Source organism: Rhodococcus ruber NBRC 15591, assembly GCF_001894945.1.
GTDB classification, from domain to species: domain Bacteria; phylum Actinomycetota; class Actinomycetes; order Mycobacteriales; family Mycobacteriaceae; genus Rhodococcus; species Rhodococcus ruber.
Window position 1 is genome coordinate 195234 of sequence record NZ_BCXE01000023.1, and the last position, 25376, is coordinate 220609.

24 protein-coding genes are annotated in these 25376 nt (G+C 71.0%); 16 read left to right on the forward strand and 8 right to left on the reverse strand.

Annotation, left to right across the window (positions count from 1 at the left end):
* Positions 1–27: 27 nt before the first annotated feature.
* Genes RR3_RS16840 through RR3_RS16850 form a run of 3 tightly spaced genes read right to left on the reverse strand, consistent with a single transcriptional unit; the run spans position 28 to position 4027 of the window.
* Positions 28–1650: a long-chain-fatty-acid--CoA ligase gene (locus tag RR3_RS16840; protein ID WP_064066148.1), complete on the reverse strand. Its 1623-nt coding sequence runs from the start codon at positions 1648–1650 to the stop codon at positions 28–30.
* A 59-nt stretch (positions 1651–1709) separates the two neighbouring features.
* On the reverse strand, positions 1710–2825 hold the full coding sequence (locus tag RR3_RS16845) for an acyl-CoA dehydrogenase family protein (RefSeq protein WP_017680990.1): 1116 nt from the start codon (positions 2823–2825) through the stop codon (positions 1710–1712).
* A gap of 23 nt (positions 2826–2848) precedes the next feature.
* Complete coding sequence (locus RR3_RS16850) at positions 2849–4027, reverse strand: acyl-CoA dehydrogenase family protein (protein WP_064066140.1); 1179 nt, start codon at positions 4025–4027, stop codon at positions 2849–2851.
* Between the two features lie 179 nt (positions 4028–4206).
* On the opposite strand from RR3_RS16850, the gene RR3_RS16855 reads away from it, so the two are divergent.
* From RR3_RS16855 to RR3_RS16910, 12 genes are all read left to right on the forward strand, one after another.
* Positions 4207–4392 carry a ferredoxin gene (locus RR3_RS16855; RefSeq protein WP_010594447.1) on the forward strand — a complete coding sequence of 62 codons (186 nt, stop codon included), beginning with the start codon at positions 4207–4209 and terminating at the stop codon, positions 4390–4392.
* Between the two features lie 119 nt (positions 4393–4511).
* Positions 4512–5492 carry a 3-oxoacyl-ACP reductase gene (locus RR3_RS16860; protein ID WP_010594446.1) on the forward strand — a complete coding sequence of 327 codons (981 nt, stop codon included), beginning with the start codon at positions 4512–4514 and terminating at the stop codon, positions 5490–5492.
* A 460-nt stretch (positions 5493–5952) separates the two neighbouring features.
* Positions 5953–6717, forward strand: a complete 765-nt coding sequence (locus tag RR3_RS16865) for an MlaE family ABC transporter permease (protein ID WP_010594445.1) — start codon at positions 5953–5955, stop codon at positions 6715–6717.
* A 20-nt stretch (positions 6718–6737) separates the two neighbouring features.
* Complete coding sequence (locus RR3_RS16870) at positions 6738–7586, forward strand: MlaE family ABC transporter permease (protein ID WP_010594444.1); 849 nt, start codon at positions 6738–6740, stop codon at positions 7584–7586.
* Positions 7587–7590: 4 nt separating this feature from the next.
* Positions 7591–8769, forward strand: a complete 1179-nt coding sequence (locus RR3_RS16875) for an MCE family protein (protein WP_010594443.1) — start codon at positions 7591–7593, stop codon at positions 8767–8769.
* Positions 8770–8826: 57 nt separating this feature from the next.
* On the forward strand, positions 8827–9846 hold the full coding sequence (locus tag RR3_RS16880; RefSeq protein WP_010594442.1) for an MCE family protein: 1020 nt from the start codon (positions 8827–8829) through the stop codon (positions 9844–9846).
* Complete coding sequence (locus RR3_RS16885) at positions 9843–10901, forward strand: MCE family protein (protein ID WP_010594441.1); 1059 nt, start codon at positions 9843–9845, stop codon at positions 10899–10901. The genes RR3_RS16880 and RR3_RS16885 overlap by 4 nt, the downstream gene beginning before the upstream one ends.
* Positions 10898–12226 (forward strand): MCE family protein, encoded by a 1329-nt coding sequence (locus RR3_RS16890; protein WP_064066141.1) that lies wholly within the window; start codon positions 10898–10900, stop codon positions 12224–12226. The genes RR3_RS16885 and RR3_RS16890 overlap by 4 nt, the downstream gene beginning before the upstream one ends.
* Complete coding sequence (locus RR3_RS16895; RefSeq protein WP_010594439.1) at positions 12223–13458, forward strand: MCE family protein; 1236 nt, start codon at positions 12223–12225, stop codon at positions 13456–13458. The genes RR3_RS16890 and RR3_RS16895 overlap by 4 nt, the downstream gene beginning before the upstream one ends.
* Positions 13455–14870 carry an MCE family protein gene (locus tag RR3_RS16900; RefSeq protein ID WP_010594438.1) on the forward strand — a complete coding sequence of 472 codons (1416 nt, stop codon included), beginning with the start codon at positions 13455–13457 and terminating at the stop codon, positions 14868–14870. Before RR3_RS16895 ends, RR3_RS16900 begins: the two co-directional genes overlap by 4 nt.
* Positions 14870–15403 carry an Rv1363c family protein gene (locus RR3_RS16905; RefSeq protein WP_064066142.1) on the forward strand — a complete coding sequence of 178 codons (534 nt, stop codon included), beginning with the start codon at positions 14870–14872 and terminating at the stop codon, positions 15401–15403. Before RR3_RS16900 ends, RR3_RS16905 begins: the two co-directional genes overlap by 1 nt.
* A complete protein-coding gene (locus RR3_RS16910; RefSeq protein WP_010594436.1) occupies positions 15400–15978 on the forward strand; it encodes an Rv1363c family protein in 579 nt (192 codons plus the stop codon). The genes RR3_RS16905 and RR3_RS16910 overlap by 4 nt, the downstream gene beginning before the upstream one ends.
* Positions 15979–15982: 4 nt before the next feature.
* Here the strand turns inward: RR3_RS16910 and RR3_RS16915 are convergent, their stop codons facing one another.
* From RR3_RS16915 to RR3_RS24950, 3 genes are read right to left on the reverse strand one after another with little or no spacing between them, the layout of a single operon-like run.
* On the reverse strand, positions 15983–16507 hold the full coding sequence (locus tag RR3_RS16915; protein WP_010594435.1) for a response regulator: 525 nt from the start codon (positions 16505–16507) through the stop codon (positions 15983–15985).
* Positions 16504–17994: an alpha,alpha-trehalose-phosphate synthase (UDP-forming) gene (locus RR3_RS16920; protein WP_017680996.1), complete on the reverse strand. Its 1491-nt coding sequence runs from the start codon at positions 17992–17994 to the stop codon at positions 16504–16506. The genes RR3_RS16915 and RR3_RS16920 overlap by 4 nt, the downstream gene beginning before the upstream one ends.
* 48 nt (positions 17995–18042) lie before the next feature.
* On the reverse strand, positions 18043–18216 hold the full coding sequence (locus tag RR3_RS24950) for a hypothetical protein (RefSeq protein ID WP_003939603.1): 174 nt from the start codon (positions 18214–18216) through the stop codon (positions 18043–18045).
* Between the two features lie 157 nt (positions 18217–18373).
* Between RR3_RS24950 and RR3_RS16925 the strand changes: the two genes are divergently transcribed.
* The 3 genes from RR3_RS16925 to RR3_RS16935 all read left to right on the forward strand — a co-directional run bounded on the left by RR3_RS16925 (position 18374) and on the right by RR3_RS16935 (position 22774).
* Positions 18374–20101 carry an ABC transporter transmembrane domain-containing protein gene (locus tag RR3_RS16925; RefSeq protein WP_064066149.1) on the forward strand — a complete coding sequence of 576 codons (1728 nt, stop codon included), beginning with the start codon at positions 18374–18376 and terminating at the stop codon, positions 20099–20101.
* Positions 20098–21864 carry an ABC transporter ATP-binding protein gene (locus RR3_RS16930; protein ID WP_064066143.1) on the forward strand — a complete coding sequence of 589 codons (1767 nt, stop codon included), beginning with the start codon at positions 20098–20100 and terminating at the stop codon, positions 21862–21864. Before RR3_RS16925 ends, RR3_RS16930 begins: the two co-directional genes overlap by 4 nt.
* A gap of 109 nt (positions 21865–21973) precedes the next feature.
* Positions 21974–22774: an alpha/beta fold hydrolase gene (locus RR3_RS16935; RefSeq protein ID WP_010594430.1), complete on the forward strand. Its 801-nt coding sequence runs from the start codon at positions 21974–21976 to the stop codon at positions 22772–22774.
* A gap of 64 nt (positions 22775–22838) precedes the next feature.
* Here the strand turns inward: RR3_RS16935 and RR3_RS16940 are convergent, their stop codons facing one another.
* Positions 22839–23489 (reverse strand): NAD(P)-dependent oxidoreductase, encoded by a 651-nt coding sequence (locus tag RR3_RS16940; RefSeq protein ID WP_017681000.1) that lies wholly within the window; start codon positions 23487–23489, stop codon positions 22839–22841.
* The gene (locus tag RR3_RS16945; protein WP_234420163.1) at positions 23486–24409 is read right to left on the reverse strand and encodes an EamA family transporter; all 924 of its coding nucleotides are present in this window, start codon (positions 24407–24409) and stop codon (positions 23486–23488) included. Before RR3_RS16945 ends, RR3_RS16940 begins: the two co-directional genes overlap by 4 nt.
* A gap of 78 nt (positions 24410–24487) precedes the next feature.
* Here RR3_RS16945 and RR3_RS16950 point away from each other — a divergent pair, with 78 nt between their 5' ends.
* Positions 24488–25369 (forward strand): LysR family transcriptional regulator, encoded by an 882-nt coding sequence (locus tag RR3_RS16950; protein WP_059174911.1) that lies wholly within the window; start codon positions 24488–24490, stop codon positions 25367–25369.
* Positions 25370–25376: the final 7 nt, after the last annotated feature.

The window sequence follows — 25376 nt, forward strand, 5'->3', positions numbered from 1 at the left end:
CCGCGGATCGGTGTGTCCTTTGGGCGGTCAGGACCGCCCAAAGGGCGCACCGCTGGCGAGGTCGGGTGTCAGGAGGGTGAATTCGCGGTCACCGCGCGACCGCATCCACACCGGGTCGGTGCAGTTCCACCGTTCGGCGCTGAGCGTGCGGGTGAGCACCTTGAAGGTGGCCGTGCGCGGGAAGTCGGAGCACACCCGGATCAGCGTCGGCAGCTGTTTGGGGCCGAGGTCGGGCTGCGCGTCGAGGAAGTCCGCGAACGCGACCGGATCGAACTCGTCGGTCGCGGTGGGGATGACGGCGGCCATCACCCGATCGCCCACGTCCGCATCCGGGACCGCGTAGACCGCGACCTGGGCGAAGCCCGGATAGCGGAGCAGGATGCGCTCGATCGGTGCGGCCGCGATGTTCTCGCCGTCGACGCGCATCCACCCGGAACTGCGACCGGCGAAGTAGACGAAGCCCTCGGCGTCGACGTAACCGAGATCGCCGCTGTGGTAGCGGCCGTCGCGCATCCGTTCGGCATCGGCCCCCGGATTCTTGTAATAGCCTGCGAACAGACCGGACCCGGTGACGTTGACGAGTTCGCCGGTCGCGACGTCGGCGTTGAGGACACGGCCGTCGGCGTCGAACTCGGCGACAGGGCAGGGAGATCCGGTGTCCGGTTCGAAGATCTGCACGCCGTCGGGCAGTCGGCCCAGTGCTCCGGGCGGGGCGTCGGGCGCCGCGGAGATCGAGATGCCGCCCTCGGTGGAGCCGAACCCGTCGACGACCGTCGCGCCGAACCGTCGCCGGAACGCGGCGATCGCGGGGGCCGTGCCCTCGTTGCCGTACATGATGCGCAGGGGGTTGTCCGCCTCGCCGGGTTCCTCCGGGGTGGCGACGATGTAGGACAACGGCTTTCCCACGTAGTTGGCGTAGGTTACCCCGAATCGGCGCACGTCCGGCAGGAACCCGGAGGCGGAGAACCTGCGCCGCAGGGCGATCCCGGACCCCGCCGCGAGCGCCACCGCCCAGCCGGCCATCATCGCGTTGGAGTGGAACATCGGCATCGACACGTACACGACGTCGTCGGCACCGAGACCGAACCGCTCCGCGAGCATCACGCCGGGGCCGGTGATCTTCTCGTGGGTGCAGCACACGGCCTTCGGGTCGCCGCTGGTGCCGGAGGTGAAGATCAGCATGAACAGGTCGGTCGGGCTGGCCGGGACCGGTTCGACGGTGGCACCGGCATACGGGGCGAGCAGCGCGGCCCACTCGGCGGAGTCGACGTCGATCACCCGCACCCCGCCGAGATCGAGCCCGTCGAGCAGTCGGGCGTTCGCGGTCTCGGTGAACACCACCTGGCAGTCCGCGAGCGCGATGTCGCGGGCCAGGGCCTGCCCGCGGCGAGTGGTGTTCAGCCCGACCACCACCGACCCGGACAGTGCCGCGGCGCCGAGCAGCAGCGAGAACTCCGGCACGTTGTCCATGAGGATCCCGAAGTGCCGGGGCCTGCGCGGGTCGAGCAGTTCGTGCAGCAGGGCGGCCCGATCCCGGCCGGCCTGCACGTGCTCGCGCCACGTCAGCGACGTATTCTCGAACTGCAGGCCACGATCGTCGACGGTGGCGAGCCGCTCGAGGAGCGCGGTCACCGTGAGTGCGTCGGTCATGGGGGCATCCTGGCGTCCGTGCGTGCCGGCCGAGGTGCCGGTTCCGCTGATCGGGACTGTCACGCGGGCGTTTCCGCGAGGGACACGCCCAGGGCCCGGAGCTGTGCGGTGGCCGAGCCGAGGTGGAATTCGTGGTGCTTGGCGGCCAGGAAGTAGCGGTGCACGGGATGGTCCTCGTCCAGACCCACTCCGCCGTGGACGTGGACGAGCGTGTGCGCGACGCGGTGCCCGGCGTCGGCCGCCCAGAACGCGGCCGTGCGCAGTTCCCCGGTGTCGGGCAGCCCGGCGTCGGCGCGGAAGGCTGCCTGCCACAGGGTGAGCCGGGCACCCTTGACGTCGATGTAGGCGTCGGCGAGTCGCTGGGCCACCGCCTGGAAGCTGCCGATCGGCCGATCGAACTGCACCCGTTCGCGCGCGTACTCCGCGGTGAGCTCGAGCGCCCGGTCGAGCACCCCGTACTGGTATGCGGCCGAGCCGAGGAGTCCGCGGTCGCGCAGCCACGCCGTGATCGCGCGGCCGTCGGTGCCCAGCACACGATCGTCGGGGACGGCGGCGGCGGTCAGGGTCAGCGTCCCGAGGCAGCCTCGTCCGGTGTCGTACTGACGGGTCACGCTCACGCCGGGATCGGCGGGGCGCACGAGGAGCACGGTGACGCCGTCCGAGGTCGCCGCCGGCACGAGGAACAGGTCCGCGGCCGGTGCCGCGTCGACGAGGATCTTGGTGCCGTCGACGATCCAGCCGCCGTCGGTGCGACGTGCCGTCGTGGTCGGCGACGTGGGGTCGTCGTTCAGTTCCTCCTCGAGGGCGGCGGTGAGGATCTGCTCGCCGGTGGCGGCGGGTTCGCCCCAGTCGCGACGCTGCGTGTCGTTGCCGAACTCGGCGACGGCGGCGGCGGACACGACGATCGAGGACAGGTAGGGGACGGCGGCGACACCGCGGCCGAGTTCGGCGAGGATGCTCGTCTGTTCGAGCGGCCCGAAGCCGTCGCCGCCGACGGATTCGGGCAGTGCCGCGCCGAGGATGCCCGACGAGGCGAGCGCGTCCCACAGGGTGTGGTCGATGCGGTCCTCGGCGGCGTCGAGCCGGCGCAGGTGGTCGTTGGTGGCGATCTCGGTGACGATGCGGCGGGTGAGCCCGGCGAGGTCCTGCTGTGCCTCGGTGAGGGTGAAATCCACGGCCTTGTCCTTCCGGTGGAGTGTCAGCGCTTGGCGGGCGGCTGGCCGAGGGCGGTCATCGCGATGATGTCTCGCTGGACCTCGTTGGTGCCGCCGCCGAAGGTGAGGATCAGGGAACTGCGATGCATCCGTTCGAGCCGGCCCCGCAGCAGCACGCCCGGCGAGTTCTGCCGCAGGGTGGCCGACGGTCCGAGGATCTCCATCAGCAACCGGTACGCCTCGGTCGCGAACTCGGTGCCGAACACCTTGTTCGCCGACGCCGGGGCGGGCCCGAGCGGCGCGGCGCCGGAGGCGATCTCCCAGTTCATCAGTTTCAGGTACTCGGCCTGGGCGTGGACGCGGGCCAGGTTGATCCGCACCCATTCCTGATCGAGGACGCGGCGGCCGTCGGGCAGGCGGGTGTGCTGCGCCCACTCGCGCACTTCCTGCAGCGCGGTGAGGATCGGGCCCGCGGACGTGAGTGCGACGCGTTCGTGGTTGAGCTGGTTGGTGATCAGCGCCCAGCCGCCGTTCTCCTCGCCGACGAGCGCGGAGGCCGGGACGCGCACGTCCTGGTAGTAGGTGGCGCTGGTGTCGGGGCCGGCCATGGTGTGCACGGGGGTGTAGGAGAACCCCTCGGCCGTGGTGGGCACGATGAGGACGCTGATGCCCTTGTGCTTGCGCGCGGCCGGGTCGGTGCGGCATGCGAGCCACACGTAGTCGGCGTAGGCGATCAGGCTCGTCCACATCTTCTGGCCGTTGATCACCCACTCGTCGCCCTCGCGGACGGCGGTGGTGCGCAGCGACGCGAGATCCGTGCCGGCCTCGGGTTCGGAGTAGCCGATGGAGAAGTGCAGCTCGCCGGCGGAGATCTTCGGGAGGAAGAACTCCTTCTGCTCGGGTGTGCCGAAGTGCATGATCGTCGGTGCGACCGAATTGATGGTGAGGAACGGGACGGGAGCGCCGGCGATGGCCGCCTCGTCGGTGAAGATGAGCTGATCCATGGCCGAACGGTTCGGGCCGCCGTACTCCTCCGGCCAGCCCAGGGTGAGCCAGCCGTCCTTGCCCATCTGCTGGACGACCTCCCGGTACACGTTGCCGGCACCGTACTCGCCCGTCGTCGCGGCGAGCGCCTCCCGTCGTTCGGGCGTCATCAGGTCGGCGAAATAGGCGCGCAACTGCGCGCGGAGTTCCTCTTGCTGCGGGGTGTACGCGATGTCCACGAACCGCTCCGTTCGTCGGGTAGGCAGCTGTTCGACGGCCGAGGACCGGGACCGGCTCGGCGATGTTCCCGAATCATTGCACAGAACTGAAACGCGTTCTAGCCTGGATTTCGAGCCGTCGCGCCAGCCCGCGCGACCGGCGCCGGATCGGTTGTGCGAGCGAGAAGCGAGGTCTGTTCATGGAGGTCAAGGTCGACTTCGATCGTTGTGAGGCGAACGGCGTGTGCGTGGGGATTGCGCCCGAGGTCTTCGATCTGAACGACGACGACGAGCTGATCGTCACGCACCCCATCGCGCCGGAGCAGGAGGAGGACGTGCGCACGGCGATCGCGCAGTGCCCCCGCGCGGCACTGAGCGAGGCCTGACGAGTTCGCTTGTCAGAAACGAGAACACGTTCTACATTTCTGGTGGTCGCCGGAATCCGCGGCGACCAGGAGCGCGGCGGCCCGGGCGGCCGCCCGATATCGCTAGGGAGAACGCGTCGATGAGTGCAAGCGGCAACGGTCTCGGCCCCGCGGGAAACGGGGCGGCGGACGACGGGGGCGTGAGCTTCGAGGGCGGTGCGAGTCTCGAGGGCGGTGCGAGTCTCGAGGGGCGGGTTGCCGTCGTCACCGGAGCCGGCGCCGGACTCGGACGCGCCGAGGCCGTCGCGCTGGCCCGGGCCGGCGCCGCGGTGGTTGTCAACGATCTCGCGGCGTCGGACGCCGTCGAGGACACCCTCGCCGAGATCCGCGACCTCGGCGCCGACGCGGCCTTCGTGGCCGGCAGCGTCGCCGAACGCACCACGGCCGACGCCCTGCTCGCGACGGCCCGGGACCGATTCGGTCGTCTCGACATCGTCGTCAACAATGCCGGCATCGTGCGGGATCGCATGCTGTTCAACATGTCCGACGAGGACTGGGACGCGGTGATCGCCGTCCATCTGCGCGGCCATTTCCTGCTGTGCCGCAACGCGGCGGCGTACTGGCGTGGCGAGTCCAAGAAGGCCGGCGGGCCCGTCTACGGCCGGATCGTCAACACGTCCTCCGAGGCCGGCCTGCTCGGTCCCGAGGGGCAGGCCAACTACGGCGCGGCCAAGGCCGGGATCACCGCCCTCACCCTCTCCGCCGCGCGGGGCCTGTCCCGGTACGGGGTGCGGGCCAATGCCATCTGCCCACGGGCGCGCACCGCGATGACGGAGGGTGTCTTCGGTGCCGCGCCCGAGGGGGAGGTGGATCCGCTGGCACCCGAGCACGTCTCGGCGCTGGTCACCTACCTGGCATCTCCCGCGGCGGACCGGATCAACGGCCAGGTCTTCGTCGTCTACGGCCCGATGGTCGCGCTGATGGCCGCGCCCGTCGTCGAGCAGCGGTTCGACGCGGACGTCCGCTGGACCCCGGAAACCCTCGCCGACCGCGTCGGAAGCTACTTCGACGACCGGGATCCTGCGCGCACCTTCTCGGCCGCGCAGGCCCTCGCTCTCTGAAACACCGCTAGGTGATACCCGAAGTGACATGCAAGGTCGCCCTTCGGTAATATCGCGCCGTCCCGGGCCGATCCGGTTAGTGTCGGGCTCTGCCCGGCGTGCCGCGCCGGGTGCGCGGCCGCGACCGCGGGCGTGTGAACTCTGGTGATACCTGTTCTAATTTCTCTCCCTCGACATCCGGCGGGACGCGCCGGTTCGGTGCCGCGACCCCGTGCGACCGGGCGCTGTGGACGGGTGGGGGATCCCGCGGTCCGGGTGGGCATCTTCCCAGTTCGAAGCCCGATTCCGGGTTCGTCGTGGCTGTCGCGCCGCGGCCGGTGCGGCACGGTTCCCGCCGCGCGGGCGGCGGCGTGTCGCGACGGTCTTTGACACATGAACACGTTCTAGTTAGTATGACGCGGGTCACAAGCTGACCTCTCGTCGGCCGTGGCCGGCGAGCGAACCAACGGAGGAGGAGACGGTGGTAGACCTCCTCGAGGTCCCGCTCCGCGCGGTGGGCGGATTCTTCGCGATGACCGGTGAGACCGCCCGGGCCGTGTTCTCCCGGCCCTTCCAGCGACGCGAGTTCGTCGACCAGGCCTGGTTCGTCGCACGGGTGTCCCTCGTGCCGACGGTCCTCGTCGCGGTGCCGTTCACCGTCCTGGTCAGCTTTACCCTCAACATCCTGCTGCGCGAGATCGGAGCCGCGGACCTCAGCGGCGCCGGCGCCGCGCTCGGTGCCGTCACCCAGGTCGGCCCCATGGTCACCGTGCTCATCGTCGCCGGTGCCGGCGCCACCGCCATCTGCGCGGATCTCGCCGCCCGCACCATCCGAGAGGAGATCGACGCGATGCGCGTGCTCGGCATCAACCCGATCCACCGTCTCGTCGTGCCCCGGGTCCTCGCGTCCACCGTCGTCGCGCTGCTGCTCAACGGGCTGGTGTGCTCCATCGGCATCCTCGGCGGCTTCGCGTTCTCCGTCTTCCTCCAGGACGTGAACCCCGGCGCCTTCGTCAACGGCATCACCCTGCTCACCGGCTTCGGCGAACTGATGATCTCCCAGATCAAGGCCGGACTGTTCGGCATGATCGCCGGCCTCGTCGCCGCCTACCTGGGCCTCAACGTCAAGGGCGGCGCCAAGAGCGTGGGCGATGCCGTCAACCAGACGGTCGTGTTCGCCTTCATGGCATTGTTCGTGGTCAACCTTCTCGTCACCGCCGTCGGCATCAAGCTGACGGGCGGGTGACCGGCACGGCGGTGATGTAGATGGCAGTGATCTCCTGGCGCTTCCCCCGCGCGCGGCGCCGCATCGCCCGGGCCTCCGACTCCGTGGACCGGCTCGGTGACCAGGCGCTCTTCTTCGGCAAGGCGCTCGGCTACGCCCCGCGTGCGCTGATGCACTACCCGAAGGAGACGGTCCGGCTGATCGCCGAGATCAGCATGGGCACCGGGGCGCTCGCCGTGATCGGCGGAACGGTCGTCATCGTCGGCTTCCTGACCCTGTTCACCGGCGGGATCATCGCCGTGCAGGGCTTCAGCTCCCTCGGCAACATCGGCGTCGAGGCCCTCACGGGCTTCTTCGCCGCCTTCATCAACGTCCGCATCGCGGCGCCCACCATCGCGGGCATCGGCCTGGCCGCCACCATCGGCGCCGGCTCGACCGCCCAGCTCGGCGCCATGCGGGTCTCGGAGGAGATCGACGCGCTCGAAGTCATGGCGATCCCGTCGATCCCGTATCTCGTGAGCACCCGCGTGATGGCGGGCATGATCGCGATCGTCCCGCTGTACTCGCTGGCCGTGATCGCCTCGTTCGTCGCCAGCCGCTTCGCCACCGTCGTGCTCTACGGCCAGTCCGCGGGCGTGTACGACCACTACTTCGACACGTTCCTCATCCCCACCGACATCCTGTGGTCGTTCGTGCAGGCCATCGTCATGGCGATAGCCGTCATGCTGATCCACACCTACTACGGATTCAATGCCGGTGGCGGCCCGGTCGGCGTCGGCGTCGCCGTCGGCAACGCGGTGCGCGCCTCCCTGATCGCGGTGGTGACCGTGACCCTGCTCATCTCGCTCGCGGTGTACGGGGCGACCGGCAACTTCAACCTGTCGGGATAGGCGCATGGACACACCCTCCTGGAAGAAGAAACTCGCGGCCCTCGGGCTCGTCGGCGGCCTCACCGTCGCCGTCGTGCTGGCGCTGCTGATGTTCGCCGGTGCCTTCACCGCCACCACCCCGGTCACGGTCACCTCCGCACGGTCCGGCCTGGTGATGGAACCCGACGCGAAGGTCAAGCTGCGCGGTGTCGAGGTGGGCCGGGTCCGGTCCGTCGAGCACACTCCCGACGGTGCGCTGCTGCAGCTCGCGATGGATCCCGGTCAGCTGCACCTGGTGCCGTCCAACGTGCGGGTGGCCATCGAGTCCACCACCGTGTTCGGGGCGAAGTTCGTCAACCTGCTCGTGCCGGACGACCCGTCGCCGGTTCCGCTCCAGGAGGGCGCGATCATCGCGGCCGAGAACGTCACCGTCGAGTTCAACACCGTCTTCCAGCACCTGTCCGACGTGCTCGCGCAGATCCAGCCGGAGAAGCTCAACGCCACGCTCGGGGCGATCTCCGAGGCCCTGGACGGTCGGGGCGACACCCTCGGCGCCACCCTCGTCGAGGCCGAGGACTACCTCGCGACGATGAATCCCTCGCTGCCGCAACTGCAGTACGACCTCGCCGTGGCGGCCGACGTCACCAACCTGTACGCCGACGTCGCCCCCGACGTGATGAACCTGCTCGACAACGCCACCTCGATCGGCAACACCGTGGTCGACGAGCAGGCCAACCTGGACCTGATGCTGATGAACGTCACCGGTCTGGCGAACACCGGGCGCGACGTCCTCGGCGAGAACGAGGCCCAACTGACCTCGGCGCTGGATCTGCTGACGGAGACCACGACGCTGCTCGCGGAGTACTCGCCCGAGCTGCCGTGCTTCCTCGTCGGGCTCAACGACGCGCGCATCGCGTTCGAACCCATGGCCGGCACCGGCAAGTACCCGGCGCTGATGCTGAGCACGAACTTCCTGGGCGGCGCCACCATGTACGACCACGAGCAGGACCTGCCGGTGGTGGGAGCTTCGGGCGGGCCGAACTGCCACGGGCTGCCCGACTTCGATCCCAAGCGCGACGGCCACGCGCCCTTCGTCGTCGCCGACACCCATCCCGTGCCGTTCCACCCGAACACCGAGACGTGGGTGCGGTACCCGACGATCTTCGGTTTCCTGTTCGGCGACATGATCCCGGGAGGCGAGTGAGATGCCGCAGGCGCAGATGCGGACGGACCGGGCGGCGCGGGAAGGCGGGGTGATCCGGTGAGGGCCACCACGGTCAAGTTCCTCGCGTTCACCGTCGTGATGGTGCTGATCTTCGCGGTGCTGGCGATCGTGTTCAGCCAGGTGCGGTTCACCGGCACGCAGACCTATCACGCGACGTTCACCGACGTGTCCGGACTGCAGGCCGGTGACAAGGTCCGTATCGCCGGGGTGCCCGTCGGATCGGTCGACAGCGTCGACGTCGGGCGCGACAACCAGGCCGAGGTGTCGTTCGACGTCGACGCCGAGCACACGCTGCTGGCGAGCACCAAGGCCACGGTGCGGTACGAGAACCTCGTGGGCGACCGCTATCTCGAACTGCTCGAGGGACCGGGGACCGGGGAGACGCTGCCGGCCGGCGGCACGATCCCGGTGTCGCAGACGGAACCCGCGCTCGACCTCGACCTGCTGCTCGGCGGATTCAAGCCGCTGCTGCAGGGCCTCGACCCGCAGCAGGTCAACGACCTGTCCGGCGCGCTGCTCCAGGTCTTCCAGGGCCAGGGCGGCACCCTGGTGTCGCTGCTGGGCAACACGAACTCCTTCACGAACTCCCTCGCCGACCGGGACCGGCTGATCGGCGACGTCATCGACAATCTCAACGCGGTCCTTGCCACCATCGACGAGAACGACCAGCAGTTCACCGAGACCGTCGACCGGTTGCAGACCCTGGTGAGCGGGCTCGCGCAGGACCGCGACCCGATCGGCACCGCCATCCCGCGGATCGCGGCCGGCACCGGCGATCTCGCGTCGCTGCTGCAGAACAACCGGCCGGACCTGCAGTCGGTGATCGCCGAGACCAACCGCACCATGACCCAGCTCGACCTCGGGCGCGACGACATCAACCGGACACTCGAGCGGCTGCCGAACGACTACAAGAAGCTCATCCGGGTGGGGGTGTACGGCAACTTCTTCCAATTCTTCCTGTGTGCCAACACGTTCAAATTCTCGGGACCGGACGGGACCACCATCCGTTTCACGTCGGCCGAGCAGACGACCGGAAGGTGCGCGAAGATCGAATGAGTCCGATCCGTGAACGCAATCCCGTGCAGGTCGGCATCGTCGGCCTGTCCGTCGCCGCCGCGACGGTGCTCGCGGGCCTGCAGTACGACCAGCTGCAGTTCCTCTCCGGGGGCCTGACCTACTCGGCGTACTTCGTCGACGCCGGCGGTCTCGTACCCGGCGACACCGTCACCCTCGCCGGCGTCGACGTCGGCGAGGTCACCGACGTCCGCCTCGACGACCGGCAGGTGCTCGTCGCCTTCACCGTCCGCGACGGCATCGCGCTCGGCGAGGACACCGGAGCCGACATCAAGACGAATACCGTGCTCGGCCGCAAGTCGCTCGCCGTGCAACCGTACGGTTCGGGGACGCTCGACCCGCGCGAGCCGATCCCGTCGACGCGCACCGACTCGCCGTACTCGCTCACCGACGCCCTCGGCGACCTCACGACCACGGTGTCCGAGCTCGACACCGAGCAGATCGACGACTCGCTCGATGCGCTGTCGGATTCGCTGCAGGACACCCCGCCCGAGCTGCGGGGGGCGCTCGAGGGCATGACCAGGCTGTCCCAGTCCGTCAACGCACGCGACGAGTCGCTCGAGGATCTGCTGGCCCGCGCCGAATCGGTGACCGGCATCCTCGCCGAACGCAGCGACCGGATCAACGCGCTCGTGGTGGACGCCAACGCCCTCTTCGGGGAGCTGAGCCTGCGGCGCGACGCGATCACCGAGCTGATCGCGAACATCTCCGCGGTCTCGAGGCAGCTCTCCGCCCTGGTGCAGGAGAACCAGGCGCAGATGGGTCCCACCCTGGACAAGCTCAACGCGGTGACCGCCAACCTGCAGGCGAACAAGGAGAACATCGCCGGCGCCCTCGACGGGCTCGGCCCGTACATCAGCGCGCTCGGCGAGTCCGTCGCGAGCGGCCCGTTCTTCAACGCGTACGTGTCGAACGTCCTGCCCGCGCCGTGGTGGAAGGCACTGGTCGACAGCATGGTCGCCCCCGAACTGCTGGAGCAGGACCTGCAGGACATCATCCCGAAGGACCCGCCGTCGATCACGAAGGATGGCGAATGAGCACCGATACTCTCCAAGCCCCGGAGGACCGGCCCGGGAAGCGCCGCCGCCTGCTGCTGCCGGTGATCGCCGGTGTCGCATTGGTGGCCCTGGCCCTCGTCGCGTTCGCCGTGGTGCTGCCCGGCTGGGGCAAGCGCACGATCAACGCCGAATTCGTCTCCACGAGCGGCCTGTACGAGGGCGACGACGTGCGGGTGCTGGGCGTGAGCGTCGGCAGGATCACCCGCATCGAGCCGGGCGACGACCTGGTGCGCGTGCAGATGCAGGTCGACGACTCCGTCGACATCCCGGCCGACGCCAAGGCGGTGATCATCGCGCAGAGCCTCGTGTCCGCGCGCTTCGTCCAGCTGACCCCGGTGTACTCGGGGGGCCCGCAGCTCGCCGACGACGCGACGATCCCGCTCGAGCGCACCGCCTCGCCGGTGGAATGGGACCAGATCAAGACGGAACTGATGCGTCTGTCGGAAGCCCTCGGCCCTCAGGGTCTCGATCCGCAGGGCTCGCTCGGGCGTTTCATCGACACGGCCGCCGAGAACCTCGACGGCAACGGCCTGACCATCCGCGCCACCCTGCGCGAACTGTCCGACACGATGCACACCCTGTCGGAGGGGCGCACCGACCTGTTCGGCACCGTCCGGAACCTGCAGGCGTTCGTGGCGGTGCTCTCGACCAGCAACGAGCAGATCGTGCAGCTCGGCGGCCGGCTCGCGTCGGTCTCGGACGTCCTCGCCGAGAGCTCGGATCAGCTCGGCACCTCGCTCGCGGACCTCGACCTCGCGGTCGGTGACGTGCAGCGGTTCGTGCAGGACCACCGGGCCGCGCTGACCGAGTCGGTGCAGCGCCTCGCCGACGCCACCGAAGTCCTCGCCCGCAAGCGACCCGAGATCGAACGGGTCCTGCACTCCGGACCGACGGCGCTGTCGAACTTCTACGACATCTACAAGCCCGCACAGGGCTCGCTCACCGGTGCGCTGGCGATCAGCAACCTCGCCAATCCCGTCGAGTTCATGTGCGGGTCCGTGGCCGCGGCCGCGAACGCCACCTCCGACCGCAGCGCGGAACTGTGCCGCCAGCAGCTCGGACCGGTGCTCCAGTCGCTGGCGATGAACTACCTGCCGGTCATGACCAACCCCATCGCCGCGGTGGAGGCGTTCCCCGACCAGATCCAGTACACCGAGCCGGGTCTCGAGGCGGAAGCCGCGGCCGCGGGGCGGGGCACCGCACCCGCGGACGCCGTGCCGCCGGCCGGGCCGCTGCCCGGCCTGCCCACCGTGACGGTTCCCCCCGACCTCGGTGCGCTGCTGCAGCCGGGAGGAGGACGATGAGCACCCGAATCCGGCACTCCCGCCCGACGCGGCGCGGTGCCGTCGCCGCGATGCTGGTCGCGGCGGCGCTGACCTCGACCGGATGCGAGTGGGAGGGGCTGAACTCCCTTCCCCTCCCCGGCACCGCCGGGCACGGCGAGGACGCCTACCAGGTGCGGATCCAGATGCCGAACGTGACCACCCTGACCCAGAATTCGCCGGTGCGGGTCGACGACGTCCAGGTCGGCAGCGTCACCAGGATCGAGGTCGAGGACTGGCACGCCCTCGTGACCGTCGCCCTCGACGGTGAGGTGGCACTCCCGGCGAACGCGACGGCGAGGATCGGGCAGACCAGCCTGCTCGGCTCGCAGCATCTCGAACTGGCGTCGCCTACGGACGAGCCGCCGCAGGGCCGGCTCGAGGACGGCGACCTCATTCCGCTCGAGCGGGCCGGGGTGTACCCGACCACCGAGCAGACGCTGTCGTCGCTGTCGGTGGTCCTCAACGGCGGTGGACTCGCACAGATCAACGACATCACCACCGAGCTGAACGCGGCGCTGTACGGACGGGAGGACTCGATCCGGAACCTGCTGCCGCGGCTCGACGAACTCGTCGGCACCCTCGACCGGCAGCGGGGCGACATCATCGCCGCGATGGAGGGCATCGACCGGCTCGCGTGGACGGTCGACGCGCAGAACGCCACCCTCGTCCGGGCGCTCGACGAGATGCCGGCCGCGCTGACCGTGCTCGCCGACCAGCGCCAGGACCTGACCACCGCGCTCACCTCGCTCGGCGAGATGAGCACCGTGGCCAGCCGGCTCGTCGAGAACAGCGGCGAGGACCTGCACACCAACCTGCAGGCGCTCGCTCCGACGCTGCGGGCGCTCGCCGACTCCGGCAACGCCCTGACCGAGGTGCTCGGCGTGCTGCTGACCTATCCGTTCCCGCAGGCCGGCATCGACCAGGTCATCCGGGGCGACTACGCGAACCTCGCCATGACCATCGACCTCACCCTCGAACGGCTGGACCTGAACTTCCTCACCGGCACCCCGCTCGCCGGGCGTCTCGCCGGACCGGAAGGCATCCTCGGGCAGGACGCCGGGCTGGCGGCCCAGTCCGCGGACCCGTTCCAGGCCCCGCTCGAGCAGCCGGCCGCACAACCCGCACCGGGCCCGGCCGCGACCCTGTCGGTGCCCGGCCTGGGGGAGATCACCATTCCGGGGCTGCCCCCGCTGGGGGTGCCGGCGCCATGATGCTGTCGAAGTTCGTCCGGATCCAGCTCGTGATCTTCGCGGTGCTCACGGTGGTCGGGCTGCTGGTGATGTCGCTGCAGTACGTCAAGCTCCCGCAGCTGTTCGGCGTCGGCCGGTACACGGTGATCGTGGAGCTGGCCTCCACCGGCGGGCTCTACCCGCACGCGAACGTCACCTACCGCGGCAACACGGTCGGGGTGGTCGACAAGGTGCAGCTCTCGCCCACCGGCGTGGAGGCCGTCCTGTCGATCGACAGCGACCGCGCGATCCCCGCCGACGTCGACGCGGCGGTGCGCAGCGTGTCCGCCGTCGGCGAGCAGTACGTGGACTTCGTTCCGCCGCAGAACGGTTCGAGTGGGGAGTACCTGGCGGACGGCGACGTGATCCCCGCCGACCGCACGTCGGTGCCGCAGGAGGTGGGCGCGCTGCTCGACCAGGCCGACGTCCTGCTCGCCAGCATCAGCGACACGCGGCTGCGCACTGTCGTCGACGAGTCGTTCGACGCGTTCAACGGTTCGGGACCGGACCTGCAGCGGCTGATCGATTCGACCCGCCTGTTCGTGCAGGAGGCGAGCGCGGGCAGCGAGCAGACCAAGGCACTGCTCGATCAACTCGGTCCGCTGCTCGACACCCAGGTCGTCACCAGCGACGCGATCCGGTCCTGGACCCGGGACATGCTGACGTTCACCGACGGGCTGCGGGCCGCCGACACCGACCTGCGGGCGGTGCTCGCGAAGGGGCCGGGCGCCGCGGCCGAGGCCGAACAGCTGCTGCAGGACCTGCGGCCGACGCTGCCGCTCCTGCTGGCCAACATGGTCAGCGTCGGGGAGGTGGGCGTGATCTACAACGCCGGCATCGAACAGATCCTGGTGCTGTACCCGCCGATGACCACCGCCCTGATCACCGCCGCCGGCAGCGGACCGGCCGAGGACGGCGCGGTCGTCGACTTCCACCTGCAGCTGCACGATCCGCCGCCGTGCCTGTCCGGCTTCCTGCCACCCGAGCAGTGGCGCAGTCCCGCGGACACCACCATGGTGGACACCCCCGGCGAGGTGTACTGCAAGCTCCCGCAGTCGGATCCGAACGCCGTGCGCGGTGCGCGGAACCTGCCGTGCATGGAGTTCCCGGGCCGGCGCGGGCCCACGCCGGAGGCGTGCCGCAACGGGTATCAGCCCGAGTACCTCGACAACCCGTGGCGGGGCGCGCCGACACCCGTGCAGTCGGAAGGCGACGTGCCGGTCCCCGCATCGCACGCGACCGGGACGAACCCGGCTGCACCCGCCGGGGTCACGGCGCGGGGCATCGACCCGGCGACGGGGACGTACATCGGTCCCGACGGTACGGTGTATCGCAACGTCGACACCGGCCCCGAGACCAGTTTGGAGACGTACATGAAGGCGCAGCAAGGCTGATGGCAGACGAACAGACCTCCGCCATCACGACGACCCCGGAGACCGCACCCGCCCGGACGGTCCGGCTGCTGCCCGCGCTCGCGGCCGTGATCGTCCTCGCCCTGGCGGGCGCCGGGGTATGGCTGTGGCTCGACGCGAGAGCCGACCGCGACCACGACGCCCGGCGGGCGGCGTACCTGCAGGCCGCGCGGCAGACCGTGCTGAACCTGACCACCATCCACCCGCAGAGCGCGGCCGCGGACGTGCAGCGCCTGCTCGACGGGGCGACCGGCGACTTCAAGGCCGAATTCGAAGGCCGCGAGGGGCCTTTCGTCGACGTGGTGACCAAGGCGAACGTCGACACCACCGGCGAGGTGATCGAGGCCGGCATCCAAGCCGAGGACGGCGCCTGCATGACCTCGCTCGTGGCCGCCCGGTCGATGGTGTCCAACGCGGAACAGACCGAACCCGAACCGCGCGACTTCCGGCTGCGGGTGACGATCTGCGACGAGGACGGCCGCCTGCTCGCGTCGAAGGTGGACTTCGTACCGTGACCGAGAATTCGAAGGACGACGCCGTGACCCAGACCGACGACACCACGCGCGTGGACGCCGCGGAGGACGCGACGACGCCGCCCGGCCCCGCGGGCGGTCGGCGGAGAATGCTGCTCGCGGCCCTCACCGCCGCGGCGATCGTGCTCGCCGGCCTCGTCGGGTTCGGCGTGTACGACAAGGTCGAGCGCGACGGTGCCGAGGCGGCCCGGACCGAGGCCCTGCAGGCGGCCGAGGAGCAGGCCGTCGCGATGCTCGCGTACGACCACGCCAGGGTCGACGAGCAGGTCGCCGCGGCCTCCGACGGGCTCACCGGCGACTTCCGGGACGAGTACACCAGCCTGATGACGAACGTCATCGCGCCCGGCGCGAAGGAGAAGTCGATCACCGTTCAGGTGAGCGTGCAGGCGTCGTCGGTCGTGTCGGCCGAGGCCGACCGGGCGGTGACCCTGCTGTTCCTCAACCAGATCACCACCAGTTCCGTCAATCCCGAAGCGGTCAGCAGCGGCAGCCGTGTGCGCGTCGAACTCGAGAAGCACGACGGCCGGTGGCTGGTGAGCCGCCTGACGCCGGTGTGAGGGATCAGCGACCGGGCAGGCGCACCATGTGCACGAAGAACCGGTCGATCTGCCGCACGGTGGCGACGAACCGGTCGAAGTCCACCGACTTGGAGACGTAGGCATTGGCCCGCAGCCGGTAACTGCGCACGACGTCCTCCTCGGCGGTGGACGTCGTCAGCACGACGACCGGGATGGACGCCAGGTCGGGATCGGCCTTGACCGCCTCGAGCACCTGCCACCCGTCGTACTTCGGCAGGTTCAGATCGAGCAGCACCAGCGCCGGCCGCGCGGCGTCGGCGTGCATCCCGCGCCGGTACAGGAAGTCGAGGGCCTCCGCGCCGTCCCGCACCACGTGCAGTGTGCTGCCGATCTCGTTGGCCTCGAACGACTCCCGAATGATCAGTTCGTCCCCGGCGTCGTCCTCGACGAGGAGCACGTCGAGGGAACCGGTGGTCGTGCGCGGCGCGGGGACGCCGGCCGCCGCAGCCCCGATGCGCTCGGGCGAGGGCCGGGAACCGTAGTCCTCGCGGTCGGGTGTGCTCGTCACTCGGGCTCGCCGACCTCCGCCGGCGCGATCAGCGCCGGACCTGCCGCGCCCTGATGGGCGAGGGCGTCGAGGAAGGACCGGGCCCACCGGTCCACGTCGTGGGCGAGGACCTGCCGGCGCAGTGCCCGCATGTGCCGCCGGCCGTCCTCGCGCGGCTGGGTCAGCGCCGCTTCCATCTTGTCCTTGACGTCCTCGAGGTCGTGCGGATTGCACAGGAAGGCCTGGCGCAGTTCTGCTGCGGCCCCGGTGAATTCGCTCAGCACGAGGGCGCCGCCGAGGTCGCTGCGACACGCCACGTACTCCTTGGCGACGAGGTTCATGCCGTCACGCAGCGGCGTCACCAGCATGACGTCGGCCGCGACGAAGAACGCGATCAGCTCGTCCCGTGGAATGGGCCGGTGGATGTAGTGCACCACGGGCCGGCCCACCTCGGCGTACTCGCCGTTGATCCGGCTGACCGTCTGCTCGATGGCGCCGCGCATCTGCACGTACGACTCGACGCGTTCCCGGCTCGGGGTGGCGAGCTGCACCATCACCGTGTCGGCCGGATCCACGCGCCCCTCGGCGATCAGCTCGAGCAGCGCGTCGAGGCGGACGTCGATGCCCTTGGTGTAGTCGAGCCGGTCGACGCCGAGCATGATGTGCCTCGGATTGCCGAGTTCCTTGCGGATCTGCTTGGCGCGGTCGCGGATCGACTTGCGGCGGGCCTGCTCGTCGAGCTGCCCGGAGTCGATCGAGATGGGGAACGCCCCGACGCGCACCGCCCGGAACCCGACCTGCACCACCCCGAGCTTCGAGCGCACGCCCACGGTGCCGCGGGAGGTCTGATGGCCGGCCAGCCGGCGCGCCAGGTACAGGAAGTTCTGGGCGCCGCCGGGCAGGTGGAAGCCGATCAGGTCGGCGCCGAGCAGACCCTCGACGATCTCGGTCCGCCACGGCATCTGCATGAACAGTTCCACCGGCGGGAACGGAATGTGCAGGAAGAAGCCGATAGTCAGGTCCGGGCGCAGCATCCGCAGCATCTTCGGCACCAGCTGCAGCTGGTAGTCCTGCACCCACACCGTCGCGCCCTCGGCCGCGGCCTTCGCGGTCTCCTCCGCGAACCGGCGGTTGACCTCGACGTAGGTGTTCCACCACTCGCGCCGGTACTCCGGCCGGACGATCACGTCGTGGTACAGCGGCCACAGTGTCGCGTTGGAGAAGCCCTCGTAGTAGTCGGCGATCTCCTGCGCGCTCAGCGGGACCGGATACAGCTCGAGGTCGTCCTGGACGATCGGGTCGAGTTCGGCGTCGGCGACACCGGCCCAGCCGACCCACGCTCCGCGGTTGCTGCGCAGGATCGGCTCGAGCGCGGTGACGAGGCCACCCGGGCTGCGCTTCCACCGGGTCGAGCCGTCCGCAAGACGCTCGAGGTCGACGGGCAGGCGGTTCGCGACGACGACGAAGTCCGAACCACCCGCCTGCGTCGACTCCTCAGCTGCAACCACGTGGCGCTCCCTGTCCTTGTCCGACTGTCCCTGTCCGGCGGTGTCCGGTCAGTCCATCTTCGGGTTCGGCCCGATGCCGAGCATGGACAGCAGCATGCGGCACTCGTCCGCATCCTCCGCGTAGGCAGCGACGACACGCTGCGCCTGGCGGGCGGTTTCGTCCGCGACGGGTTCGAGTTCCTCGTCCGGAATGTCGTTCTCGGTGGTGGCGTCCGCGGCCATGGTTGTTCCTCCCGGGCTTGCTGCTCCGTTCGAGCAGGTCATTCGTAGTGCGACTCTATGAGAACCGGCGCTTCCGACGCCACCCGCGCTGCAAGTTAGGGTTGACTCACTTCTCGGGGTGGTGACGTGGAACGGAGAGTTTCGTGTGGTGGAACGCATGAGCGGTGACGACGACCGCGGGGCCGGCGACGGGAAGAAGCCAGGTCCGGGGCTGTTGCGGCGCACCATCGTGAACCAGCGGATCGCGCTGGCAGTCGGCACCCCGCTGGTCTCGCTGCACCAGGTGATGGAGACCCTCGTGCCCGTCGCGATCGGGGTGATCATCGACGGGCCGGTCACCGACGGCGACGTGTCGATGCTGGTCGTCGCCCTCGCGGGCCTCGCCGCGTTGTTCGTCGTGCTCACCTACTCGTGGCGTCTCGGTGCGCGCCGGCTCGTCGCGGCGATCGAGGCGGAGTCGCACCGGCTGCGGGTCGCCGTGGCCCGCCGGATCCTCGATCCGCGCGGGGTGCGCACCTCCCTGCGCACCGGGGAACTCCTGGCGGTGGCGACCACCGACGCCGGGCGGGCCGCGCAGATCCTGCACGTGGTGCCCGCCACCGCCGCGGCCGTCACCGCGGTGGTCGGGGCCGCGATCGCGCTGCTGCTCGTCGACGTCCCGCTCGGTCTGCTGGTACTGCTGGGCACACCCGCGATCCTCGTCGCGCTCGACCGTGCCACCCCGCTGCTGACCCGGCGGATGACCGCACAGCAGGAGGCGGTGGCGCGGGCATCGGGTCTGGCGACGGACCTCGTCACGGGACTGCGTCCGCTGCGCGGCATCGGGGCCGAACCGGCCGCCGCCCACCGGTACCGGGACGCCAGCGCGGACGCGCTCGCCTCGACACTGCGCGCGACCCGCGCCCTCGGCGTCTACACCGGCGCCTCGTCGGCGGTGAGCGCGCTGCTGTCCGTCGCGGTGGCGGGCGTCGCGGGCTGGGCCGCCCTGTCGGGCCGCATCTCGGTCGGCGAACTCATCACCGTCGTGGGCCTGGCCCAGTTCGTCGTCGAACCGCTCGGGACGCTCGCCGCCCTGCCGTCGTCGTGGGCCGCGTCCCGCGCCTCCGCCGACCGGCTCTCGCTCGTGCTGCACGCGCCGTCGCTGCTGCCCGCCGGAACCGGGACCCCGGCGGACGGCAGCCTCGAGCTGCGCGGGCTCGGCTACCGGTCGCTGCGCAGGATCGACCTGACCGTCGCGCCGGGGGAACTGCTCGGTGTCCTCGCCCACCGGTCGCAGGACGCGGAGGCGCTCGCCGACGTGCTGTCCGGCCAGGTGCCGCCGGCGGACGTCCGCGGCGAGCTGACCGTCGGGGGAGTGCCGCTCGATGCGCTCGACCCCGTCGCCGGACGCCGGACCGTTCTCGCGGAACCCCACCACAGCGACCTGTTCGCGGGAACGCTCGCCGACAACATCGCCGCCGGCATGAGCCGACCCTCCGACGGCATCCCCTCGGAGGTGCTCGGCGCGTCCGCCGCCGGCCAGCTCGCCGACACCCACCCCGACGGCCTCGACCAGCGGATCGTCGACCGCGGCAGCAGCCTGTCCGGCGGACAGCGGCAGCGCGTGGCGCTGGCCCGGGCGCTGGCGCGGCGCGCTCCCGTGCTCGTGCTGCACGAGCCGACCACCGCGGTCGATGCGGTTACCGAGCAGGCCGTCGCGGAGGGGATCGCGCGCCTGCGGCACGACGGCGACGAGCACACGACCGTCGTCATCACCTCGAGCCCCGCGCTGCTCGCCGCCGCCGACCGCGTGGTGGTGGTCGACGACGGCGAGATCGTCGCGTCCGGCACCCACGCCGAACTGTCCGCCACCGACCCCACCTACCGAGCGGCGGTGCTGCGATGACGAACAACGAGTCCGAGCTGCTGCCGATCGCCTCCGCGCGACGGTCGTGGCGCTGGCTGGGAGCGCAGCTGCGCGACGCGCCGGGGCGGGTCGCGCTGACGGTGACGGTGTCCGTCGGGGCGGCGATCGCCGCGGTGGTGCCGGTGCGCGTCCTCGGTGTCCTCGTCGACCGGGTGCGCGAGCAGGCCCCGATGTCCACCCTCGGATGGGTCGTCGCGCTGATCGCCGCGGCGGCGGTCGTCGGCGGCGTGCTCGAGGGGGCCGGCCTGCACCTGGTTGCGCGTCTCGGCGAGACGGTGCTGGCCCGGCTGCGCGAGACGGTGCTGGCGCGGGTGCTGACCCTGCCCACCGAGACCGTCGAACGCGCCGGGCACGGCGACGTCCTCTCCCGCGTCGGCGACGACGTCGCGGTGCTGGCGAAGGCACTCGGCTCGGTGGTGCCGCAGCTGGTGGCGGCACTGATGCTGGTCGTGGTCAGCGTCGCGGCGATGGTCGGAATCGACTGGCGGCTCGGTCTCGCCGGCCTCGTCGCGCTGCCGATGTACGCGCTCGCCCTGCGCTGGTACCTGCCCCGCTCGGCTCCGCTGTACGCCGCGGAGCGGGTCGCGATGGGCGCACGGTCGCAGGCACTCGTCAGCAGCATGCACGGGGTGCGCACGGTCCGTGCCTACGGCCTCGACACGGCCCACCTGTCCGGCATCGATGCCGCCTCGGCCCGCGCGCGCGACCTCACCGTCGGCGTGTTCGGCCTGTTCACCCGGTTCGCGGGCCGGGCCAACCGGGCCGAATTCGTCGGTCTCGCGGCGCTTCTCGTCGCCGGGTTCGTCCTGGTCCGGGCGGACGCGGTGACCGTCGGCGAGGCCACCGCGGCGGCACTGCTGTTCCACCGCCTGTTCTCGCCCCTCGGGCTGCTGCTGTTCACCTTCGACGACGTCCAGTCGGCGGGCGCGAGCCTGGCCCGGCTCGTGGGCGTCGCCGACCTCCCGGCGGCGCCGACCCCGGACGACGGTCCGCCCGACGAGCCGCGCTGCGGTCCGCCGGCGCTGGAGCTGACCGGGGTGCGGCACCGGTACGCGCACGGCCCCGAGGTCCTGCACGGCGTGGACCTGAAGGTCGCGCCGGGGGAGACGGTGGCGTTGGTCGGCTCGACCGGCGCCGGGAAGTCGACGGTCGCCGCTGCCGCCGCCGGGGTCGTCACGCCCACCTCGGGGGAGGTCCGTCTCGGAGGCCGGGCGCTCGGCGAACTCGGTGCCCGGCTGCGCCGCTACGTCGTCGTCGTCAGCCAGGAGGTGCACGTGTTCGGCGGCCCCCTGCTCGACGACGTGCGCCTGGCCAGGCCCGACGCCACCGTGGACGAGGTCGCGGCCGCGCTCGACGCCGTCGGCGCGGGCGAGTGGGTCCGCGCCCTCGACGACGGCGTGTACACGGTCGTCGGTGAGGGCGGCCATCCCGTGACCGCGGCCCAGGCCCAGCAGCTCGCGCTGGCGCGGGTGCTGATCGCCGATCCGCAGGTGGTGGTGCTCGACGAGGCGACGGCGGAGGCCGGCAGCGCGGGCGCGCGGGCCCTCGAAGCCGCCGCGGCGGTCGTGACGCGAGGACGCACCGCGCTGGTCGTGGCGCATCGGCTGACGCAGGCCGCGGCGGCGGACCGGATCGTCGTGCTCGAGGCGGGCCGGGTCGTCGAGGAGGGGCCGCACGCGGCGCTCGCCGCCGCCGGAGGCCGCTATGCGCGGCTGTGGCGCGCGTGGCAGGGCGGCGCCTGAGGATGTGCTGCCAGGGTCGCGACCTGCGGTGCAGGGTAGTGTGGATCGGTCCGTTGTGCCCGTGCTGCCGTGCGGCCGCACCCGCGCCACCCACCTCAGGAAGGTTTTCATGCCCATCGCGACAATCAACGGCATCCCGCTGAACTACCAGGTCAAGGGGACCGGCGACCTCGTCGTGCTGATCATGGGGACGGGCAGCCCCGGCCGGGTCTGGGACCTGCACCAGGTTCCCGCGCTGGTCCAGGCCGGCTACCGCGTCGCCACCTTCGACAACCGCGGCATCGCGCCGTCGGGGGAGAGCCTCGGCGGCATGACCATCGACGACCTGGTGGCCGACACCGCCGGCCTGATCGAGCTGCTCGGCGGTCCCGCGTACGTCGTGGGCACCTCCATGGGGGCGCGCGTCGCGCAGGAGCTGTCGCTGGCCCGCCCGGACCTGGTGCGCAAGGCGGTGTTCCTGGCCGGGCACGCCCGCATGGACCAGTTCCAGGTCACCCTCACCGAGGGCGAGCGTCAGCTGTACGACAGCGGCGTCGAACTGCCCGCGAAGTACCGGGCGGCGGTCACGGCCGTGATGAACCTGTCGCCGGCGTCGCTGGCCGACCCGCACACCGCGCGGGACTGGCTCGACGTGTTCGAGTTCACCGGCGGCAAGACGTCGCCCGGCGTGCGGGCGCAGCTGGGAATGGACCGTGAGTTCGACCGTCGCGCCGCCTACCGGGCGGTGCGGGTGCCGTGCCTGGCCGTCGGTTTCGCCGACGACCGGATGATTCCGGCGTACCTGTCGCGGGAGGTGGCCGACGCCATTCCCGGCGCGAGCTACCAGGAGATCCCGGACGCCGGGCACTACGGCTACCTCGAGCAGCCGGAGGCCGTGAACAAGGTGCTGCTGGAGTTCCTGGCGAGCTGATCGCCGCCCGGGACGAGCCGGCCGCTCCTGCTCGGTGCCACCCGCTTTCGCTACCCGCTCCACGCTATCCACAACGCGGGGGAGTGCGTGCCACCGTGAAGTGCCGGTCGGTACCGGGGCGTTCGATCTCGTCGAGGGCGGCCACGGCGAGATCCTCGGCGGTGATGCGTGAGGTGCCGTCGGGTTCGGTGAGCAGGGTGGTGGCTCCGCGCCGGTACGTGCCCGTGCGCGTTCCGGATTCGACGATCGCGGGCGGGCTCAGGTATGTCCAGCGCGGGTTCGTGTGCCGGACACAGGTGCGGAGCTGGGCAGTGCTGGCCTCGGCGACCGCTCGCCATTCGACCGGCACGTAGTCGGGATCATCGAGGACCGCCAGGCCGTCCCTCCGCGGTGAGCGCAAGGGGCCGGCTCCGCCGATGACGAGCAGGCGGGTACCGGAGCGACCCGTAGCGTCCAGGACCGCCGTGGTCAGCGGTGCGATCGTCTGTTCCTGGCCGGGAGCGGCACGGACGGCGAGGATCGCCGCGTGCGCACCCGCGAGTGCGGCATCGAGTCGTCCGGGCACGCCGGCATCGACGGCGAGTGGGGTGACGCCCGGATCCGGATGGGTGCCCGGATGCCGGGCGGCGGCGACGACGCGGTGTCCGCGCGTGGCGGCTTCGGCTACGAGGCGCGAGCCGACCATGCCGGTGGCCCCGAGGACGATGATGTTCACGACGAAAGTCCTTTCCGCGTACGGGCGCGAGGCGCGGTCTGCCCGGCGCCGAGCGCCGCGAGGGCGAGCACGAAACCGACAAGCTGCAGTGCGCTGAGGGTTTCCCCCGCCACGAGGACACCGAGGGCGGCGGCCACGAGGGGGGAGAGCAACCCGAGCAGCGCCGTCGCGGTGACCGGCAGGGTGCGCAGGCCGTTGAACCAGAGGGTGTAGGCCAGCAGCCCACCGACGAGGCCGAGCCAGAGGTACCCCGCGACGGCGGGGGCGTCGATTCGGCTGGGAACCCCTTCGATCAGCAGTGCCGGCACCGACAGGATCAGGCCGCCGACGGTGAGCTGCCACCCTGCGAAACTGATCGCACCGACTCCCTCGGGCCGGCCCCAGCGTGCGGTGAGAACGACGCCGGTCCCCATCACCGCGGCACCGGCCAGCCCGGCGACGATGCCGACGGGATCGAAGGCCGCTGCGGGGCCGAGCACGACCAGGCCCACCCCGAGCACGCCGACGACACCCCATCCCAGGCGCCGAAGCGAAAGGCGTTCGGGCAGAAGGACGACGGCGAGAAGAGCGACGATGATCGGCTGGGTCGCGCCGAGGGTGGCGGCGACTCCGCCGGGCAGCCGTTCCGCGGCGAGGAACAGCAGCGGGAAGAACAGGCCGATGTTCAACGCGCCCAGCACCGCGGTTTTCCACCACCAGGCCCCGCGGGGCAGCGTCCGGGAGAGCAGGAGGGCGAGCACGCCTGCGGGCAGCGCCCGCACGAGCGCCGCGAACAGGGGGTGGCCCGGGGCCAGCAGTTCTGTGGTGACGACATAGGTCGTGCCCCACACCGCGGGGGCCACGGCGGTCACCGCAGTGAGTGCCGTGCGGTTCGTCACCCGCCCCGGGGGCGCCGGCAGGGGAGTTGTCGTGGTAGTCACCACATCACTGTCGCGTCGTTGTACCGATGAGTCCAAGACATGGTTTTCATATCAGCAATCGAGATGCACGATAGGTGAATGGAACTGCAGCAACTGCGGTATGTGCTCGCCGTGGCCGAGAAGCGGAACTTCACCCGAGCGGCCGAGCAGTGCTTCGTCGTCCAGTCGGCGCTCAGTCACCAGATCAAGGCCCTCGAACAGGAGCTGGGCGTGGCCCTGTTCGCCCGGACCAGCCGCCGCGTCGAGCTCACCGACGCCGGGGCGGCGTTCCTGCCCGCCGCGCGGGCGAGCCTGGAAGCTGCCGAGCGTGCCGCTGCCGACGCGACCGCTACGGTCGGCCAGGTGCGGGGCACGCTGACGGTCGGTGTCATCCCCACCGTGACCGCCGTCGACATTCCCGCTGCCTTGGGCCGGTTCCACCGCGCGCACCCGGCGGTGCGCATCGCGCTACGGCACGGCGGCAGCGACGAACTCGTGAGCGCACTCCGCGCGGGCCGGGTCGACGTCGCCGTGCTGGGCCTGCCTGACGCGACCACTCCCGACCGTGTCCGGTCCGTCGAGCTGGCCCGCGAACGCCTCGTCGCTGTGCTCGCGGCCGATCATCGGCTGGCGGGGCGGCGCCGGCTGCGCCTGCGTGATCTTGCCGGGGAGACCTTCGCGGACTTCCCGGCCGGGACCCAGGGGCGTGCGCAGAGCGACCTCGCCTTCGACGCCGCCGACCTGCGGCGGGAGGTGACCTTCGAATCGATGTCCACCGACCTGATTCTCGACCTCGTGAAGCAGAACCTCGCCGTCGCGCTCCTGCCACCCGCGTTCGTCTCGTCGACCCCGAAACTGGTCACGGTGCCCGTCCGCGACGGGCCGACCCGAGTGGAGTATCTCGCCTGGAGCGACTTCAATCCCGCGCCTGCTGCGGTGGCCTTCCTGGACATACTGCAGCCCCGGGCGTCGCCGGCGTGACGTCGAT